Source organism: Nocardia sp. NPDC004722, assembly GCF_053601505.1.
Genome location: NZ_JBSGBY010000116.1, coordinates 1 through 16,903, shown reverse-complemented (window position 1 = coordinate 16,903; position 16,903 = coordinate 1). Strand labels below are relative to the sequence as shown.

Annotated in this window: 14 protein-coding genes and 2 pseudogenes; 8 read left to right on the top strand and 8 right to left on the bottom strand. The window is 67.8% G+C overall.

The genetic code is table 11. The annotated features are described in order from the left end of the window. Window positions 1-284 precede the first annotated feature (284 nt). The 3 genes from ACWELQ_RS14330 (at window position 285) to ACWELQ_RS14320 (ending at window position 3,410) form a co-directional block, all read left to right on the top strand. On the top strand, window positions 285-1,433 hold the full coding sequence (locus ACWELQ_RS14330; protein WP_452397485.1) for a class I SAM-dependent methyltransferase: 1,149 nt from the start codon (window positions 285-287) through the stop codon (window positions 1,431-1,433). A 14-nt stretch (window positions 1,434-1,447) separates the two neighbouring features. Beyond that, the gene (locus ACWELQ_RS14325) at window positions 1,448-2,374 is read left to right on the top strand and encodes an LLM class F420-dependent oxidoreductase (RefSeq protein ID WP_452397487.1); all 927 of its coding nucleotides are present in this window, start codon (window positions 1,448-1,450) and stop codon (window positions 2,372-2,374) included. A 157-nt stretch (window positions 2,375-2,531) separates the two neighbouring features. Continuing rightward, entirely contained in the window at window positions 2,532-3,410 is an 879-nt protein-coding gene (locus ACWELQ_RS14320; RefSeq protein ID WP_452397484.1) for a Bax inhibitor-1/YccA family membrane protein, read from the top strand. A gap of 94 nt (window positions 3,411-3,504) precedes the next feature. Here ACWELQ_RS14320 and ACWELQ_RS14315 read toward each other — a convergent pair whose 3' ends face one another. From ACWELQ_RS14315 to ACWELQ_RS14290, 6 genes and pseudogenes are all read right to left on the bottom strand, one after another. Then, entirely contained in the window at window positions 3,505-3,846 is a 342-nt protein-coding gene (locus tag ACWELQ_RS14315) for a DUF1330 domain-containing protein (RefSeq protein WP_452397483.1), read from the bottom strand. A 66-nt stretch (window positions 3,847-3,912) separates the two neighbouring features. Further along, window positions 3,913-4,707: a succinate dehydrogenase/fumarate reductase iron-sulfur subunit gene (locus ACWELQ_RS14310; protein WP_452397482.1), complete on the bottom strand. Its 795-nt coding sequence runs from the start codon at window positions 4,705-4,707 to the stop codon at window positions 3,913-3,915. Continuing rightward, a complete protein-coding gene (locus ACWELQ_RS14305) occupies window positions 4,704-6,608 on the bottom strand; it encodes a fumarate reductase/succinate dehydrogenase flavoprotein subunit (protein WP_452397481.1) in 1,905 nt (634 codons plus the stop codon). The genes ACWELQ_RS14310 and ACWELQ_RS14305 overlap by 4 nt, the downstream gene beginning before the upstream one ends. Beyond that, window positions 6,589-7,374: a hypothetical protein gene (locus ACWELQ_RS14300; RefSeq protein WP_452397480.1), complete on the bottom strand. Its 786-nt coding sequence runs from the start codon at window positions 7,372-7,374 to the stop codon at window positions 6,589-6,591. The genes ACWELQ_RS14305 and ACWELQ_RS14300 overlap by 20 nt, the downstream gene beginning before the upstream one ends. Continuing rightward, the gene (locus tag ACWELQ_RS14295) at window positions 7,371-8,777 is read right to left on the bottom strand and encodes an aspartate ammonia-lyase (protein WP_452397486.1); all 1,407 of its coding nucleotides are present in this window, start codon (window positions 8,775-8,777) and stop codon (window positions 7,371-7,373) included. The genes ACWELQ_RS14300 and ACWELQ_RS14295 overlap by 4 nt, the downstream gene beginning before the upstream one ends. A 120-nt stretch (window positions 8,778-8,897) precedes the next feature. After that, window positions 8,898-9,218 (bottom strand): annotated as a pseudogene (locus ACWELQ_RS14290) (cyclic nucleotide-binding domain-containing protein); the annotation flags it as partial. A gap of 187 nt (window positions 9,219-9,405) precedes the next feature. On the opposite strand from ACWELQ_RS14290, the gene ACWELQ_RS14285 reads away from it, so the two are divergent. Genes ACWELQ_RS14285 through ACWELQ_RS14265 form a run of 5 tightly spaced genes read left to right on the top strand, consistent with a single transcriptional unit; the run spans window position 9,406 to window position 15,148 of the window. Beyond that, window positions 9,406-10,713, top strand: coding sequence for an anaerobic C4-dicarboxylate transporter family protein (locus ACWELQ_RS14285; protein ID WP_452397479.1), 1,308 nt, complete (start codon window positions 9,406-9,408; stop codon window positions 10,711-10,713). A 59-nt stretch (window positions 10,714-10,772) separates the two neighbouring features. Further along, the gene (locus ACWELQ_RS14280) at window positions 10,773-11,540 is read left to right on the top strand and encodes a DeoR/GlpR family DNA-binding transcription regulator (protein WP_452397478.1); all 768 of its coding nucleotides are present in this window, start codon (window positions 10,773-10,775) and stop codon (window positions 11,538-11,540) included. Further along, window positions 11,537-12,499, top strand: a complete 963-nt coding sequence (locus ACWELQ_RS14275; RefSeq protein ID WP_452397477.1) for a 1-phosphofructokinase family hexose kinase — start codon at window positions 11,537-11,539, stop codon at window positions 12,497-12,499. Before ACWELQ_RS14280 ends, ACWELQ_RS14275 begins: the two co-directional genes overlap by 4 nt. A gap of 10 nt (window positions 12,500-12,509) precedes the next feature. Further along, on the top strand, window positions 12,510-14,864 hold the full coding sequence (locus tag ACWELQ_RS14270) for a fructose-specific PTS transporter subunit EIIC (RefSeq protein ID WP_452397476.1): 2,355 nt from the start codon (window positions 12,510-12,512) through the stop codon (window positions 14,862-14,864). Window positions 14,865-14,890: 26 nt separating this feature from the next. Continuing rightward, window positions 14,891-15,148, top strand: coding sequence for an HPr family phosphocarrier protein (locus ACWELQ_RS14265; RefSeq protein WP_452397475.1), 258 nt, complete (start codon window positions 14,891-14,893; stop codon window positions 15,146-15,148). 164 nt (window positions 15,149-15,312) lie between these two features. Here the strand turns inward: ACWELQ_RS14265 and ACWELQ_RS14260 are convergent, their stop codons facing one another. Further along, the gene (locus tag ACWELQ_RS14260; protein WP_452397474.1) at window positions 15,313-16,530 is read right to left on the bottom strand and encodes an acetyl-CoA C-acetyltransferase; all 1,218 of its coding nucleotides are present in this window, start codon (window positions 16,528-16,530) and stop codon (window positions 15,313-15,315) included. A 128-nt stretch (window positions 16,531-16,658) separates the two neighbouring features. Next, window positions 16,659-16,903, bottom strand: a pseudogene (locus ACWELQ_RS14255) (hypothetical protein); the annotation flags it as partial.

Here is a 16,903-nt window from a genome sequence, read left to right as displayed (position 1 = left end):
GTCAACGCGCGCCTCGGCAAGGTCGATCATCCGGCCGCCGCGCAGCTCGCGCCCGCCGTGCACCTGGTGTTCGTCGGGGTGGCGGCCATGGCGGTGATCCTGATCGGCGCGGCCGCGGTCATGCCCGGGCGAAGCGACGGCAATCCGGAAAGCCATTCGGCGTGAACCGAATCGGTAGCTGTTTTGTCAGGTCGCAGAATAGCGCCGGGCCAATTCCATTCCGCCGAAACCCTCTCGGCCGTGCCGAATGGAATAGTGCGGCAATGATCTAGCACACTGTAGGTGTGGTTGAGGTCGAGGACGTGTTGCGCCGGTTGCGCCGGTATCCGGATGTGGAAGCGGTGAACCTGTACGCGGTGGACGCCGCGGACCGGTTCATGCTGGATGTCGCCGCGGATTCGCTGGCGACCGCCGGTGACGGCCGGGTCGCCGTGATCGACGACGGATACGGCGCGCTGACGCTCGGCGCGATCGCCGCGCACGAACTGCGCGGCGTGCGCGTGCATCAGGATTTGCTGACCGGCGAATTGGCGCTCGCCAATAATGCCCGAATTGTCGGACTTTCCGATCGTTTCACCACCCGCGAATTGGGTCCGGAATTACTCGGCGACGTGCGCGTGGTGCTGTGGCGGCTGCCGCGCGCCCTGTCCGGCCTCGCCGAGACCGCCGAGGCCATCGCCCGCTACGCCGCGCCCGAGGTCGAGGTGTTCGCCGGTGGCCGCGACAAGTACCTGACCCCGGCCATGAACGAGGTGCTCGCCGAATCCTTCGGCTCGGTGCGCGCCAGCCGCGGCCGCCAGAAGTCCCGAATCCTGCTCGCCGCCGACCCCAAACCCCTTGGCGAGCCCCGCTTTCCGATCCGCAACCGGCTCGACGACCTGGATCTCGACGTGGTCGCGCACGGGGCCGCCTTCTCCGGCCCCCGCCTCGATATCGGCACCCGCTTCCTGCTGGACTACCTCAAGCGCATGAAGCCCGACGCCCGCGACGCCATCGATCTGGGTTGCGGCACGGGCATTCTCGCGGTCGCCCTGGCCAAGGCGCGGCCCGGCATCCGGGTCGCCGCCACCGACCAGTCCGCCGCCGCGGTGGCCTCCGCCCGCGCCACCGCCGACGTCAACGGCGTCGCCGACCGGGTCACGGTGCTGCAGGACGACGCCATGTCCGCCACCCCCGACAACAGCGCCGACCTGGTGCTGTGCAACCCGCCCTTCCATGTGGGCGCGGCCGTGCACACCGGTTCGGCCATCAAGATGTTCCAGCAGACCGGCCGCGTGCTGCGGCCCGGCGGCGAACTGTGGACCGTCTACAACACGCACCTCAACTACCGGGGCGTCATGGAGCGCATGGTCGGCAAGACCGATGTGATGGGCCGCAATCGCAAGTTCACGGTGACCCGCTCGGTCCGCGGTCTGCACGACGCCGAACAATAGGACCCATGGGACGAATTGATCTTCGAATCTTCACCGAACCCCAGCAGGGCGCGACCTACGACACTCTCCGCACCGTCGCCAAGACCGCCGAGGACCTCGGCTACGACGCCTTCTTCCGCTCCGACCACTATCTGAAGATGGGCGACGGCGACGGGCTGCCCGGCCCCACCGACGCCTGGATCACCCTCGCGGGCCTGGCCCGCGAGACCCGCCGCATCCGGTTGGGCACCCTGGTCACCTCGGCCACCTTCCGCCACCCGGGCGTGCTGGCCATCGAGGTGGCGCAGGTCGACGCCATGTCCGGCGGCCGCGTCGAATTCGGTTTCGGCGCGGGCTGGTTCGAGGCCGAGCACGCCGCCTACGGCATCCCGTTCCCGGCCGAGAAGTTCCCGCGCTTCGAGGAGCAGCTGGCCATCGTCACCGGGCTGTGGAAAACGCCGGTGGGGGAGACGTTCTGCTTCGACGGCGAGCACTACACGCTCAAAGAATCCCCGGCGCTGCCCAAGCCCGTGCAGTCGCGGATGCCGGTCATCATCGGCGGCATGGGGGCCAAGCGCACCCCGCGTCTGGCGGCGAAGTACGCCACCGAGTTCAATGTGCCGTTCCAGTCGCCCGAGGCCAGCGCCGAGCAGTTCGAGCGAGTCCGCAAGGCCGCCAAGGACGCCGGACGCGATCCCCTCGACATCACCTTCTCCAACGCGCTCGTCGCCTGCGTCGGCGAATCCGACGCCGAGGTGGCGAAGCGGGCGGCGGTGATCGGCCGCGAGGTGGAGGAACTGAAGGCCAACGGCCTGGCGGGCAGCCCCGACGAGGTGGTCGACAAGATCGGCCGCTACGCGGAAATCGCTGGTACGAGCCGCGTCTACCTGCAGATTCTGGATCTGTCGGATCTGGATCACCTGGAGCTGATCGCCCATCGGGTGATGAGTCAGCTGGGCTGACGGGCGCTCGGCGAGCGGCGCGTTCGGTAAAGCTCAGGTAAAGTCCAGTTAGTCCGATCTATGGGGGTTCGGGAACTCTGAGCCCCCATAGCGCGTTGGACGAGTAGCTTCACAGGCCACGACCTACGTGAGCCGCGACTCCAGAAAGGGACGCACAGTGCGCTCCACATCCAACCCGGTTTTCCGGAACTTGCAGCCGCAGCAGGGTGGCTACGCCGGCTTCGGCCAGGCACCTGGAGCCGGACAGTTCCCCGCCGATCCGTACGCGCAGCAGCCCGGCTACGGCCAGCAGCCGCCGCAGTACCCGGGCTACGGCCAGCAGCCGTACCAGCCCGCCATCCCGACCACCCGCCCGATGACCATCGACGACGTGGTGCAGAAGACCGGCATCACCCTCGGTGTGGTCAGCCTGATGGCGATCGTGTCCTACGCGCTCACCGCGAGCAATCACGCACTGGCCCTGCCGTTCCTGCTGGTCGGCGGCCTCGGTGGCCTGGTTCTCGGCCTGGTCATCTCCTTCGGCCAGAAGTACAGCCCGGCCCTGGTGCTGAGCTACGCGGCGCTGGAAGGTCTGCTGCTCGGGTCGTTCTCGTTCCTGTTCACCGGACAAATCGCTGGCACCAGCGGTTCTGGCCTGATCGCGCAGGCCGTGTTGGGCACCTTCGGTGTGTTCTTCGGCATGCTGGTCGTATACAAGACCGGCGCGATCCGCGTCACTCCGCGCCTGACCCGCATGGTCGTGGGCGCGCTGATTGGTGTCGGTGTGCTGATGCTGGGCAATCTGGTCGCGGGCTTCTTCACTCCGGATGGTTTCGGGCTCCGCTCGGGCGGCACCATGTCGATCATCTTCAGCCTCGTGGTCATCGGTGTCGCGGCGTTCAGCTTCCTGCTCGACTTCGACGCCGCCGACCAGCTCATCCGGGCCCAGGCTCCGGAGAAGGCGGCCTGGGGCGTGGCCTTCGGCCTGACCGTCACCCTGGTCTGGCTGTACCTCGAGATCCTGCGCCTGCTGAGCTACTTCCAGGGCGACCGCTAGTCGCCGGAAAAGGCTGACGCACAGCTGAATACCTGACGTGGGCGGGCACCGAATCCGGTGCCCGCCCACTGCTGTGTAGCCAGCCTGAGAGCCTTCAATCGTTGCTCACCACCTCCTTCAGGACGTCGGTCGCGACGTGGTTCTCGCCGCAGTTGTCGGTGAGCAGCGCGACGCTGGCGCAGTTCCGGGTCCGCAGCGGCAGGATCTCCTGGTAGGCCGCCGACTCGTACCAGCCGTTGACGGCCTCGTAGTCCGGGAACTCGATGACGATCACGTTCGCGTTCGCCGGACCCTCGATCACCCGCTGGCGGGGGCCGCCGTGCACGATGAACTTGCCGCCGAACGGTTCCAAGGTCGCGTCGATGCGCTCGAGGTATTCGACGATTTCGGCGTTCACGTCGACGTCCCACAGGGTGGCGATGGCGTAGGCGGGCATTTCGGGCTCCTCATCCGGGATTGCTGTGCTGCCCTCGATATTTCCGCCCCGGGGGAACGAAGTCGATTACCTGCCAGGTAACGCGGTCCCCGGAATGTGCTTGGCTTCCAGGTGTTCCCGGCGCAGCAGCTTGCTGCCCAGCCAGACCAGCGGGTCGTACTTGCGCGAGATGACCTGCTCCTTCAACGGGATCAGCGCATTGTCGGTGATCTTGATGTGTTCCGGGCAGACCTCGGTGCAGCACTTGGTGATATTGCAGTAGCCCAGGCCCAGTTCGTCCTGGGCCAGCTTGCGGCGGTCCAGCTCATCGGCGGGATGCATCTGCAATTCCGCCACCCGCATGAGGAAACGCGGCCCGGCGAAGGCGTGCAGGTTCTCCTCGTGGTCGCGAATCGCGTGACAGGTGTTCTGGCACAGGAAGCATTCGATGCATTTGCGGAATTCCTGGCTGCGCTGCACATCCTCCTGCATCATCCGGTACTCGCCCGGCTTGATCGCCGGGTCGGGCTGGAACGGCGGCACCTCCCGGGCCTTGATGTAGTTGAACGAGACATCGGTGACCAGGTCGCGGATGACCGGGAACGCGCGCAACGGGGTGATGGTGATGGCGTCGTCGACCACCGCCTGCGCGGCCTGGCTCATGCACATGAGCCGGGGGAAGCCGTTGATCTCCGCCGAGCAGGAACCGCACTTGCCCGCCTTGCAGTTCCAGCGGACCGACAGGTCCGGGCACTGTGTGGCCTGGAGCCGGTGTACGACGTCGAGGACCACCTCGCCCTCGCTCACCTCGACCTGATAGTCCTCGAGCGCGCCGCGTCCGCCGTCGCCGCGCCAGACCCGCACGGTCACTGTCTTTTTCATCGGTTCACTCCCAGCTGGACCAGTTCGGATTCGGTGAAGTACTTGCGCAGCTCATCCGGTTCGAACAGGGCCACCAGATCGGCCCGCATGGGCGGTGCGATGCGGCGCGAGAGGTGCACGCGGCCGTCGTGATCGCGGCAGGTGAGCGTGACGCCGCGCCAGGACGGATCCATGGCGGGGAAGTCGCCGCGGGTGTGTCCGCCGCGAGATTCGTTGCGCTCCAGGGCCGAGCGCGCCACACATTCGGCGATGAGGGCCATATTGCGCAGGTCGAAGGTCTGATGCCAGCCGGTGTGGTAGGTCCGATCACCCTGCACCCGAACGTTTTCCGCGCGCTCGCGCAGCAGTTCCAGTTCGCCGAGCGCCTTGGTGAGCTCGTCGCCGTCACGCACGATGCCGACCAGCTCGGTCATGACGCGTTGCAGGGCCTGATGCACTTCGTAGGGGTTCTCGCCGTCTTCATTGTGGTAGGGCGCGAGGGCCTCGGCGAGTGCCGCGGTGACCGCCTCTTCGTGCACGACCGGCCGGGAATCGGCCAGCGCGGCAAGGTATTCCGCCGCTCCGGCGCCCGCGCGGGCGCCGAAGATGAACAGGTCGGACAGGGAGTTGCCGCCCAACCGGTTCGAGCCGTGCATGCCGCTGGCGCACTCCCCGGCCGCGAACAGGCCGGGCACCGTGGTGGCGGTGGTGTCGGCGTCCACGCGCATGCCGCCCATGACGTAGTGCGCGGTGGGCCCGACCTCCATCGCTTCCAGCGTGATGTCCACGCCTGCCAGTTCGGCGAACTGGTGGTGCATGGCGGGCAGCCGCCGCCGGATCTCCTCGGGCGTCATCCGGGTGGAGACATCCAGGAACACGCCGCCGTGCGGTGAACCGCGACCGGCCTTCACCTCGGAATTGATGGCCCGCGCCACCTCGTCACGCGGTAGCAGTTCCGGTGGCCGCCGGTTGTGCTCGGGATCGGTGTACCAGCGGTCGGCCTCGTCCTCGTTGTCGGCGTAGATGGCCCGGAACACCTCCGGGATGTAGTCGAACATGAAGCGACGGCCCTCGCTGTTGCGCAGCACGCCGCCGTCACCGCGCACCCCCTCGGTGACCAGCACGCCGCGCACCGAGGGCGGCCACACCATGCCGGTCGGATGGAACTGGATGAACTCCATGTTCACCAGCTCCGCGCCCGCGCGCAGGGCCAGGGCGTGGCCGTCGGCGGTGTAGTCCCAGGAGTTGGAGGTGACCGTGAACATCTTGCCCAGCCCGCCGGTCGCCAGAATGACCGTCGGCGCGGTCAAGACCACGAATTCGCCTGTCTGCCTGACGTATCCGAACGCGCCGGAGATGCGGCCGCCGTCGGTGAGCAGGCGGGTGATGGTGGTCTCGTCGAACACCTTCAGCCGGGCCTCGGGATCACCGAACTGTTCGGCGTCCTCGCGCTGCAGGGCGACCAGGCGCTGCTGCAGGGTGCGGATCACCTCCAGCCCGGTGCGGTCGCCGACATGCGCGAGCCGCGGATACTCGTGGCCGCCGAAGTTGCGCTGCGAGATCAGCCCGTCCTTCGTGCGGTCGAACAGCGCGCCCCAGTGCTCCAGCTCCCAGATCCGGGTCGGTGCCTCCTTGGCGTGCAGTTCGGCAATGCGCCAGTCGTTGAGGAATTTGCCGCCGCGCATGGTGTCGCGGAAGTGGACCTGCCAGTTGTCCTTCGGATTGCCGTTGCCCATGGCCGCGGCGGCCCCGCCCTCGGCCATGACCGTATGCGCCTTGCCCAGTAGGGTTTTGGTGATGACGGCGGTGCGCAGGCCGCGGGTGCGGGCCTCGATGGCGGCGCGCAGTCCCGCGCCGCCCGCCCCGATCACCACCACGTCGTACTCGTGGCGGATCGGTGTGTCAGAAGAATCGAAGGTCACTGATGACTCCCATCGAGAGCAGCCGGACGTAGACGTCCGTGAACGCCACCCAGATCAGCGAGATCCAGGCCATGCGCTGGTGGTGCGGGTTGATCCGGCTCACCCAGGTCCACAGCCGGTACCGGATCGGATGGTTGGAGAAATGCTTGAGACGGCCGCCGACGGCGTGACGGCAGGCGTGACAGGACAGCGTGTACATCCACAGCAGGGCGGCATTCACGATCAGCACGACGGTGCCCAAACCCATATGGCCCCAACGGCCGTCGTAATCGCGGAAGGCGATGACGGCGTCGTAGGTGAGCACCACGTTCAACAGTGCCGCCAGCCAGAAGAAGTAGCGGTGCATGTTCTGGATGAACACGAGCGGGAAGCGCGATTCGCCGGTGTACTTCTTGTGCGGTTCGCTCACCGCGCACGCCGTCGGCGACTGCCAGAAGGCCCGGTAGTAGGCCTTGCGGTAGTAGTAGCAGGTGAACCGGAAACCCATGGGAATCCAGATGATCAGGATCGACGGGGTGATCCAGGCGGGCCAGCTCACCCAGCCCCAGCCGTGCATGCCGACATCGGTCAGGTTCGGCGAATAGAAGGGCGAGAGGTACGGTCCCGACGCGTAGTGGTCGTTGGCCAGGATGACGTACGCCGCGTAGACGATGAACGCCGACAGGATCGACGCCGTCACGATCGGCTGTGCCAGCCAATTGTCCACTCGCAGTGTGCGTTGCGGAATCTGCGCGCGAGTGCGCTCCCGCTCGGGTGTCGAAGTCACAGCGTGCGCGCCCGGGGTGCGGTCATGTTCTCGGGGCGCATCAGCTCGTCGAGCGCCTCCTGGGTGAGCGCGCCGCGCGCCAGCACCAGCTGGTAGACGCTGCCGCCGGTCTTCAACGCCTCCTTGGCGATCGAGGCCGCCTCCTCGTAACCGAGCGCGGGGACCAGCGCGGTGATCAGACCGATGCTGTTGTTGACCAGCTCCCGGCAACGCTCGCGGTTGGCGGTGATGCCGGTGATGCACCGATTGGTCAGCGTCACCGCGGCATTGCGCAGCATGAGGGTGCCCATGAGCAGGTCATAGGCCATGATCGGCTCGGCCATATTGAGTTCCAGCTGGCTGGCCTCGGCGGCCATGGTGACCGTCATGTCGTAGCCGATGAGCTGGAAGCAGACCTGGCTGACGACCTCGGGGATGACCGGGTTTACCTTGCCGGGCATGATCGACGAACCCGGTTGCATGGCAGGCAGATTGATCTCCGCCAGGCCCGCGCGCGGACCCATCGACAGCAGCCGCAGGTCGTTGCAGATCTTCGACAGCTGCACGGCGGCGCGCTTCATGGTCGCCGACACGGCCACGAAATCGCCCGAGTCCTGGGTGGCTTCGACCAGATCCGCGGCCGAGCGGATGGGCAGGCCGGTGACGTCGGCCAGCTTGGCCGCGCACAGCTCGGCGTAGCCGGGCGGGGAGGTGATGCCGGTGCCGATGGCGGTCGCGCCCATATTGGTGACCAGCAGGTCCTCGGAGATCCGCTTCAGATGCGCGATGGCCTCGCCGACCATGACGCCGTACGCGCCGAACTCCTGACCCAGGGTCATCGGCACCGCGTCCTGCAGCTGGGTGCGACCCATCTTGATGACATCGGAGAACTCGGCGGCCTTGGCCTGCAAGGCTTTCTGGAGTTCGGCCAGCGCCTCGGCGGCGTCCTGCAGGGACAGGTAGACGCCGAGCTTCACGGCGGTCGGGTACACGTCGTTGGTGGACTGCGAGCAGTTCACATCGTCGTTGGGGTGCAGGAACTGGTACTGACCCTTGCCGTGTCCCATGATCTCGAGGCCGCGATTGGCGATCACCTCGTTGGCGTTCATATTGGTCGAGGTGCCCGCACCGCCCTGCACCATGTCGACGATGAAGTCGCGGTGCAGTTTTCCGGCCAGGATCTCGTCGCAGGCCAGGCTGATCGCCTCGGCCTTCTCCACATCCAGCGCGCCGAGCTCGTAATTGGCCAGGGCCGCAGCCTTTTTCACATAGGCCAGCGCGTCGACCAGGTGGCCGAACTTGCGCAGCTTGATGCCCGAGATCTGGAAGTTCTCCAGGGCGCGCAGGGTCTGCACGCCGTAGTACGCCTCGGCGGGGATCTCCCGCTCACCGAGCGAATCATGTTCGCGCCGAATGCCTCCCACCGCGCCCTGGGCGACCACGGCCTCGGCCAGGCGGCTCGACACCGACTGCAGCCGGGCGGCCACCAGCTGCGCGACGCGCGCCACGATGCGGTGGTAGCGCTCGGGCTCGCGGGCGGAGAGTTCCTCGATGGCCTCGCGGGTGACGATGAGCACTTCCGCGCCTCCGGCGGTGCGCGCGGTCGCCATGTGGGTGCCGCCGTCCAGCAGCGTCATCTCCGAAATCATCCCGCCCGCACGGACAGTGCCGAGTTCGGTCTCGTGCCCGGTGAGACCGGTCACCATTTCGATGCGGCCGCGGGTGACGATGCCGAACCAGTCACGCGGGGTGGACTCGTGGAAGATCACCGCTCCCGCAGGGTATTCGCGGTATTGAGCGACCGCCGTGAGGGCCTGTAGGTCCTCGACGTCGATGCCGGTGGCGATCGAGGTGGTCTCGATCATGTCGGACAAGGTGTCCACGTTGACTCCTACTTCGATGGGGCTAATCTCTTCTACGGGAGCAAACCGTCGGCAAAATTATTGATCAAATCGATCTGACATTTCGAGTCGAACCAGATAGTGAGGGCATTTGTCCCACGACTCATGACGGATTGAGATAATTACCGAGGCGGTTGTTCTCATGATTCAGATGCTTCTCGAGTTAGCGGTGGTGCTCGCCGCGATCCTGATCGGATCGCGCGTGGGCGGCATCGGACTCGGCGTGTGGGGCGCGGTGGGTGTGGTCGTGCTCGCCAGCGTGTTTCGCGTCGCACCCACGTCACCACCGGTCGACGTGCTGCTCATCATCCTGGCCGTCGTCATCGCGGCGGCCACCATGGAGGCGGCGGGCGGCGTGGACTACATGGTGCGCATCGCCGAACGCATGATCCGCAAGAATCCCAAACGGATCACCTTCGTCGCGCCCGTGGTGGTGTTCCTGTTCACCATCGGCGCGGGCACCGGCCACCTGCTCTACCCGCTGCTACCGGTGATTCACGAGGTGTCGCGGGAGGGTGGGGTGCGGCCGGAACGGCCGATCTCCATGGCCGCCATCGCAAGTCAATCGGCGATCGTCGCCAGCCCGGTCTCGGCCGCCATGGCCGCCGCGGTCGTGGTGCTCGGACCCGACGGCTGGAGCATGGTGAAAATCCTCGCGGTGACCGTTCCTTCGGTGCTGATCGGCCTAGTCGCGGGCTCGCTGTCGGTGTGCCGTCGCGGCAAGGACCTCGCGGACGATCCGGAGTATCAGCGTCGCCTGGCGTCGGGAGAATTGCAGCCGGTCAACGCGAATCCGGCCGATCGGCCCGAACTGCCGCGCACCGCAAAGCTTTCCGCGCTCATCTTCCTCATCGGCGTGCTGGCCGTGGTGATCTCGGGCGCCTTCCCCGGCCTGCGTCCCCCGGGCGCGGACGGCAAGACCCTGAGCATGCCCGAGACCATCGAGGTGCTGATGCTCGCGACCTCCGCCGTCATCATCCTGGTGTGCAAGGTGTCGGCCCCGAAGATTCCGAGCACCCCGGTCGCCAAGGCGGGTCTGGTCGCACTGGTCGGCGTCTTCGGATTGGCCTGGCTGGGCGACAGTTTCATCAAATCCAACGAGACGATGATCGTCGGCAACCTGGGCGATCTGGCCAAGCAGCACACCTGGCTGTTCGCCGTCGTGCTCGCGCTGGTCTCGGCGCTGGTGTTGAGTCAGGCGTCGGCCACCAAGATCATGCTGCCGCTCGGCCTCGCGCTCGGCATCTCGGCCCCGCACCTGGTCGCCATGCTCCCGGCCCTGTGTGCGCTGTTCATCCTGCCGGTCTACCCGACCAGCATCGCGGCGGTGAACTTCGACCACTCCGGCACCACCAGGTTCGGCAAGTTGGTGCTCAACCACAGCTTCATGTTGCCGGGTCTCGTCACGACCGCCGTGGCCGTGGCCGTCGGCTACCCGCTGGCAGCCTTGGTCTCTTGACAAAACAACATAAACGGGCATAAAACAACATAAGTCAACAACGAAGTGCGGAGGTGCGGATGTACGCCGAGGAGCGGCAGCAGGCGATCGCGACGCTGATCGGGCAGCGCGGTCGCGTCTCGGTGCTCGAACTGGCCGAACAGTTCGAGGTCACCACCGAGACCGTGCGCCGCGACCTCGCCGCCCTCGACCGGCTCGGGCTGGTCCGCCGGGTGCACGGCGGCGCGGTACCGGCCGCCGCCCTCACCGCCATCGAGCTCGGCACGGGGGAGCGCGAGCACACCCGGGCCGGGGAGAAGGACCGGATCGCCAAGGCCGCGTTGGCCTTTCTGCCACCCACCGGCGGCAGCGTGCTCTTCGACGCCGGAACCACCACGGCCCGCATCGCGGCGCAACTGCCCGCCGACCGGGAGCTGGTGGCCATCACCAACTCGCTGCCGATCGCGACCCGGCTCAGCGGAGCCGCCGGGGTCCGGCTGCACCTGCTGGGCGGTCGGGTGCGCGGCGTCACCCAGGCCGCCGTCGGCGCGGACACCCAGCGCATGCTCGGTGACCTGCGGGTCGACGTCGCCTTCATCGGGACCAACGCGCTCACCGTCGGGCACGGGCTCTCCACGCCCGACCCCGACGAGGCGGCGGTCAAGCGGGCCATGGTCGCCAGCGCGCACCGGGTGGTCGTGGTCGCCGACTCCAGCAAGATCGGGCGCGAGGACCTGGTCCGATTCGCCGCCATCGCGGATATCGACGTGCTGGTCAGCGACGATCAGCTGCTGCCCGCGGTGCGAAACGAGTTGTCCGAGTTCGGTATCGAGGTGGTGACCGCATGATCGTCACGCTGACCGCCAATCCCAGCATCGACCACACCGTCGCGCTGTCGGAGCCGCTGCGACGCGGCGACCTGCAACGGGCGCGCGCGGCCACCTCGTACCCGGGTGGCAAGGGCGTCAACGTTTCTCGCGTCGTGGCGGGGGCAGGGGCGCGCACCGTCGCGGTATTGCCGGGGGATCCGGGTGATCCGCTGCTGCGGGCGCTCAGTGAGACCGGCCTCGACTATCGGGCGGTGCCGTGCGGTGGCCTGGCCCGCACGAATATCACGCTCACAGAAGCCGACGGCACCACCACCAAGATCAATGAGCCGGGCACGCCCTTGACGGCTGCCGAGCTGAATACCCTGGCGGACTTGCTCGTCGAGCTCTCGGCCGATGCCTCCTGGGTGGTGCTGTCCGGTTCGCTGCCGCCCGCGGTGCCGGTCGACTGGTACGTGGAGCTGCTGCGGCGGCTGCGCCGACCGGAGTCCCGCATCAAGGTTGCGGTGGACACCTCCGACGGTCCACTGCTGGCCCTGGCCGAGCAGTTCGATTCCACCGCACCGCATTTGATCAAACCCAATGCCGAGGAACTGGCACAGCTCACCGGCGGCGACCCAGAGGAACTGCACGATCCCAGCGCTGCCGCCCGTGCGGCGTCGGTGCTCGTGGCGCGCGGCGTCGAAACCGTGCTCGCCACCCTCGGCGCGGCCGGAGCCGTACTGGTCACCGCCGCCGGGGCCTGGCACGCCACCGCACCCGCCATCACCGCGCGCAGCACCGTCGGCGCGGGCGATTCCGCCCTCGCCGGCTACCTGCTCGCCGACCTGGACCACGAAGCGCCACAGGACCGTTTGCGTCGCGCCGTTGCCTACGGCAGCGCCGCCGCCGCCCTCCCGGGGACCGGCCTGCCCGGCCCGCACCACACCGACCCCGGCGCCGTGCAGGTCACGGCCCTGGATTTCCAGCCCCACCACTGAAAGACCCGCGATGTCCGACCCGATCATCACCACCGACCTGATCGCCCTCGACGCCGACCTCGGCGCCGAGCCAGCCGACGTGATCGGGTCACTCGCGCAACGCCTCACCGATGCAGGTCGCGCCACCTCGGCGGCGGACCTCCGCGACGCTGCGCTCGCGCGCGAAAGCCAGTCCGCCACCGGACTTCCCGGCGGGATCGCCATTCCGCACTGCCGCAGCGCCGCCGTCGCACTGCCGTCGCTCGGCTTCGCTCGGTTGGCGCGCAAGGCCGACTTCGGTGCACCCGACGGCCCCGCCGACCTGGTCTTCCTCATCGCGGCCCCCGAAGGCGCGGGCGCGGAGCACATGAAACTGCTTTCATCCCTGGCCCGAGCATTGGTCCGACCCGAGTTCCTGGCAGCCTTGCGCGCGGCCGCCACCCCGACCGAGATCGTCGGCCTGGTCCGCGAGGTCGTCGAACCGCAGGCGGCCCCGGCATCGCCCACCGAGGCCGAACCCCCGGCCGTGGAAGCCGGAACTCCGCCCACAAACCTCGGAACTCCGGCCGCTGCCGCACCCGGTCATTCCGGCGGAGCCCCGGTCGGAATCCAACGCGCACAGCAAGATCCCGGTGCCGCTCAAGCCGGGAGCGCGCGCGAGAACTCGGCGGCGACCGGCAGAGCCCGGACAGCGACGGCTGGAGCTTCGCCCGGGACCAGCGGAGGCTCTCCCGCGACCGCCGGTTCTTCGGCGGCTACTGGGCGGGATTCGGCTGGAGCAGACGGGATTTCGGGCGCAGGCGAGGGTTTACCGGCAAAGCGCGGTGCGGCGTCGGTCGGCGCTGGCGAGCCCGCTGAACGGGGCGGAGCGGCTGTTCCGCAGCTTGATTCGACTACATCGCCGCGCACCCTCGTCGCCGTGACAGCCTGTCCGACCGGTATCGCGCACACGTATATGGCGGCCGACTCCCTTGTCGCCGCGGGGCAGCGGGCCGGGGTGACGGTACGGGTGGAGACCCAGGGGTCCAGCGGCAGTACGCCTTTGAGCGCTGCCGATATCGATCTGGCGGAGGCGGTCATCTTCGCCACCGATGTCGGGGTGAAGGGGCGCGAACGGTTCGCGGGGAAGCCGGTCATCGAATCGGGCGTGAAGCGGGCCATCAATGAGCCCGATGTCATGGTGGCCGAGGCGCTGGCGGCGGCGAAGGATCCCGGCGCTGCCGTTGTCGCTGGAACGGTGCGGACAGAGAAAGGTTCCGCCGCAGCGGATTCCGGGTCGCTCGGCTGGGGAACGCGACTGCGGCAGATTCTGCTGACCGGTGTCAGCTACATGATCCCGTTCGTCGCGGCGGGCGGGCTGCTGATCGCGCTCGGGTTCCTGCTCGGCGGGTATGAGATCGCGGGTAGCGCCAAGACGATCGTGCTGGACAACTCGATCACCGACCTGCCCTCGGGCGGGCTGGCCACCTACCTGGGTGCGGTGCTGTTCCAGATCGGGTCGCTCGCATTCTCCTTCCTGGTGCCGGCGCTGGCCGGATACATCGCCTACGCCATTGCCGACCGGCCCGGTCTCGCACCGGGTTTCACCGCCGGTGCGGTCGCCGTCTTCGTCGGCGCGGGCTTCCTGGGCGGTCTGGTCGGCGGTCTCATCGCCGGTTTCGCGGCGCTGTGGATCGCGAAACTCGGTGTGCCGCAGTGGGCACGCGGCCTGATGCCGGTGGTGGTCATCCCGCTGTTCGCATCCCTGGTCGTCGGCATGCTCATGTTCATCGTGCTCGGCAAGCCCCTCGCGGCCGTCACCAGCGGCCTCACCCACTGGCTCAACAGCCTGACCGGCACCTCGGTCATCCTGCTCGGCATCATCCTCGGCCTGATGATGTGCTTCGACCTGGGCGGGCCGGTCAACAAGGCCGCCTACGCGTTCGCCGTCGCCGGTCTCAACGTGAACGACACCGCGTCGCTGAAGATCATGGCCGCCGTCATGGCGGCAGGCATGGTCCCGCCGCTGGCCATGGCCCTCGCAACCACCGTGCGCCCCAAGCTCTTCACCACCGCCGAGCGCGAGAACGGCAAGGCCGCCTGGCTCCTCGGCGCATCTTTCATCTCCGAGGGCGCGATCCCCTTCGCGGCAGCCGACCCGTTGCGCGTCATCCCCTCGATGATGGCTGGCGGCGCGGTCACCGGTGCCCTCGTCATGGCCTTCGGCACCACCCTGAGCGCCCCCCACGGCGGCATCTTCGTCTTCTTCGCCGTCGGCGGCATCGCGGGCTTCCTGCTCGCCCTCGCCCTCGGCACCATCGTCGGCGCGGCCTGCGTCACCGCAGCGAAGCAACTCCGAAAAGCCCCCGCCGCCAAAGCATCTCCAGCGGATCTCGTAGCCGCATAACCCTCCCCACCTCTAAGGAGTCGCTCATGCCCACCACCACCGTCGTCGTCGGTTCGTCCGTCGGCCTGCACGCCCGCCCCGCCGCCCTCATCGCCGAATCCGCCGCGGCCGCAGGCGTCCCCATCACCCTCTCCCTCGTAGGCGGCTCCCCGATCAACGCCGCCTCCGCCCTCATGATCATGACCCTCGGCGCCACCCAGGGCACCGAAGTCGTCATTACCAGCGACGACCAGGCCGCCCTGGACAAGATCGCCGGTCTCGTCGCCTCCGACCTCGACGCCTGAGCGATATCGCATCCGGCCCCAACGCCGGGGGCGTGGGTGTTGCCGCGACGCCTGGGGTGTGGGGGCTTGCCCCCGCTGGGGGTGTGGGGGTAACCCCCACCCTTCCCCCAAACGACTTGGGCCGCACGACCTTCTGGTCGTGCGGCCCAATCGAGTTCAGAGCGTCAGCTCAGACGCTCGATGATCATCGCCATGCCCTGGCCGCCGCCGACGCACATGGTCTCCAGACCGAACTGCTTGTCGTGGGTCTGCAGGTTGTTGATCAGCGTGGCGGTGATGCGGGCACCGGTCATGCCGAAGGGGTGGCCCAGCGCGATCGCGCCGCCGGACACGTTCAGCTTGTCCACGTCCATGTTCAGCTCGCGAGCCGAACCCAGAACCTGCACGGCGAACGCCTCGTTGATCTCGTACAGGTCGAGGTCGCCGATGGTCATGTTGGCGTTCTTCAGGGTGTTGCGCACGGCCTCGATCGGGCCGAGACCCATGATCTCCGGGGACAGGCCGGAGACGCCGGTGGCCACGATGCGGGCCAGCGGGGTCAGGCCGAGCGCCTTGGCCTTGGTGTCGGACATGACGACCAGGGCGGCGGCACCGTCGTTGAGGGGACAGGCGTTACCGGCGGTGATGGTGCCGTCCGGGCGGAAGACCGGCTTGAGCTGCGAGATCTTCTCGTAGGAAGTACCCGCGCGCGGGCCGTCGTCGGTGGTGACGACGGTGCCGTCGGGCAGGGTCACCGGGGTGATCTCCCGCTCGAAGAAGCCGGACTTGATGGCCTCCTCGGCACGGTTCTGCGAACGCACACCCCAGTGGTCCTGGTCCTCACGCGAGATGCCGGTGTAGGTGGCGACATTCTCGGCGGTCTGACCCATGGCGATGTAGACGTCCGGGAGGATGCCCTCCTCGCGCGGGTCGGTCCAGGTGGCGTTGGACTCGGCGGTGGCCTTGGTGCGGGCCTCGGCGTCGGTGAACAGCGCGTTGTGGGTGTCGGGCCAGCCGTCGGCGGTGCCCTTCGGGAAGCGCGAGACGGTCTCCACACCGGCGGAGATGAACACGTCACCCTCACCGGCCTTGATGGCGTGGAACGCCATCCGGGTGGTCTGCAGCGAGGACGAGCAGTAGCGGTTGACGGTGACGCCCGGCAGGGTGTCGTAGCCGAGCTGGACGGCCACGGCACGCGCCATGTTGAAGCCGCCCTCACCGGCGGGCTGACCGCAGCCCAGGTGCAGGTCGTCGATGTCGGAGACGGAGAGCGAAGGCACCTTGTCGAGCGCGGCGCGCACCATCTGCGCGGCGAGGTCGTCCGGGCGCATGCTCACCAGAGAACCCTTGCCAGCGCGGCCGATGGGCGAGCGGGCGTACGAAACGATGACGGCCTCAGCCATGAGGACTCCTTTTTTGCTGGGGTGATCCTCTTCGAATTTACGACGGCGGTGTGGCGGGTCGAACATCCGGTGTGCCCGAATCCCAACCAATGAGCTGTGGGATATCGCTCACTCACAACGCGGGCGGCTCAGCCCGGCACGTCGAAGGCGCTCTGCGCCGGGATGTTCGGCATGTCGGTGTAGACGGTGACGACGATGTGGCCCGGCCCGGTGTCCTGGAACAAGGCGTAGTGCTCGCTGCCGTAGAACCCGGCCAAGATCGGAACTCGATATTCGCCGGCGGCACCGGTGTTCATGTTGCGCCAGGCGACCGTGGCACGGTGGCGGTCATCAGGTAGCGCGCGGTCAGGGATTCGCCACCCTCGATGGCGAC

Excerpts from the sequence above, each read along its gene's own strand:
- ACWELQ_RS14260 (WP_452397474.1), bottom strand. The coding sequence starts at position 16,530 with ATGGCTGAGGCCGTCATCGTTTCGTACGCCCGCTCGCCCATCGGCCGC.
- ACWELQ_RS14280 (WP_452397478.1), top strand. The coding sequence starts at position 10,773 with ATGTACGCCGAGGAGCGGCAGCAGGCGATCGCGACGCTGATCGGGCAG.
- ACWELQ_RS14265 (WP_452397475.1), top strand. The coding sequence starts at position 14,891 with ATGCCCACCACCACCGTCGTCGTCGGTTCGTCCGTCGGCCTGCACGCC.
- ACWELQ_RS14270 (WP_452397476.1), top strand. The coding sequence starts at position 12,510 with ATGTCCGACCCGATCATCACCACCGACCTGATCGCCCTCGACGCCGAC.
- ACWELQ_RS14275 (WP_452397477.1), top strand. The coding sequence starts at position 11,537 with ATGATCGTCACGCTGACCGCCAATCCCAGCATCGACCACACCGTCGCG.
- ACWELQ_RS14285 (WP_452397479.1), top strand. The coding sequence starts at position 9,406 with ATGCTTCTCGAGTTAGCGGTGGTGCTCGCCGCGATCCTGATCGGATCG.
- ACWELQ_RS14310 (WP_452397482.1), bottom strand. The coding sequence starts at position 4,707 with ATGAAAAAGACAGTGACCGTGCGGGTCTGGCGCGGCGACGGCGGACGC.
- ACWELQ_RS14315 (WP_452397483.1), bottom strand. The coding sequence starts at position 3,846 with ATGCCCGCCTACGCCATCGCCACCCTGTGGGACGTCGACGTGAACGCC.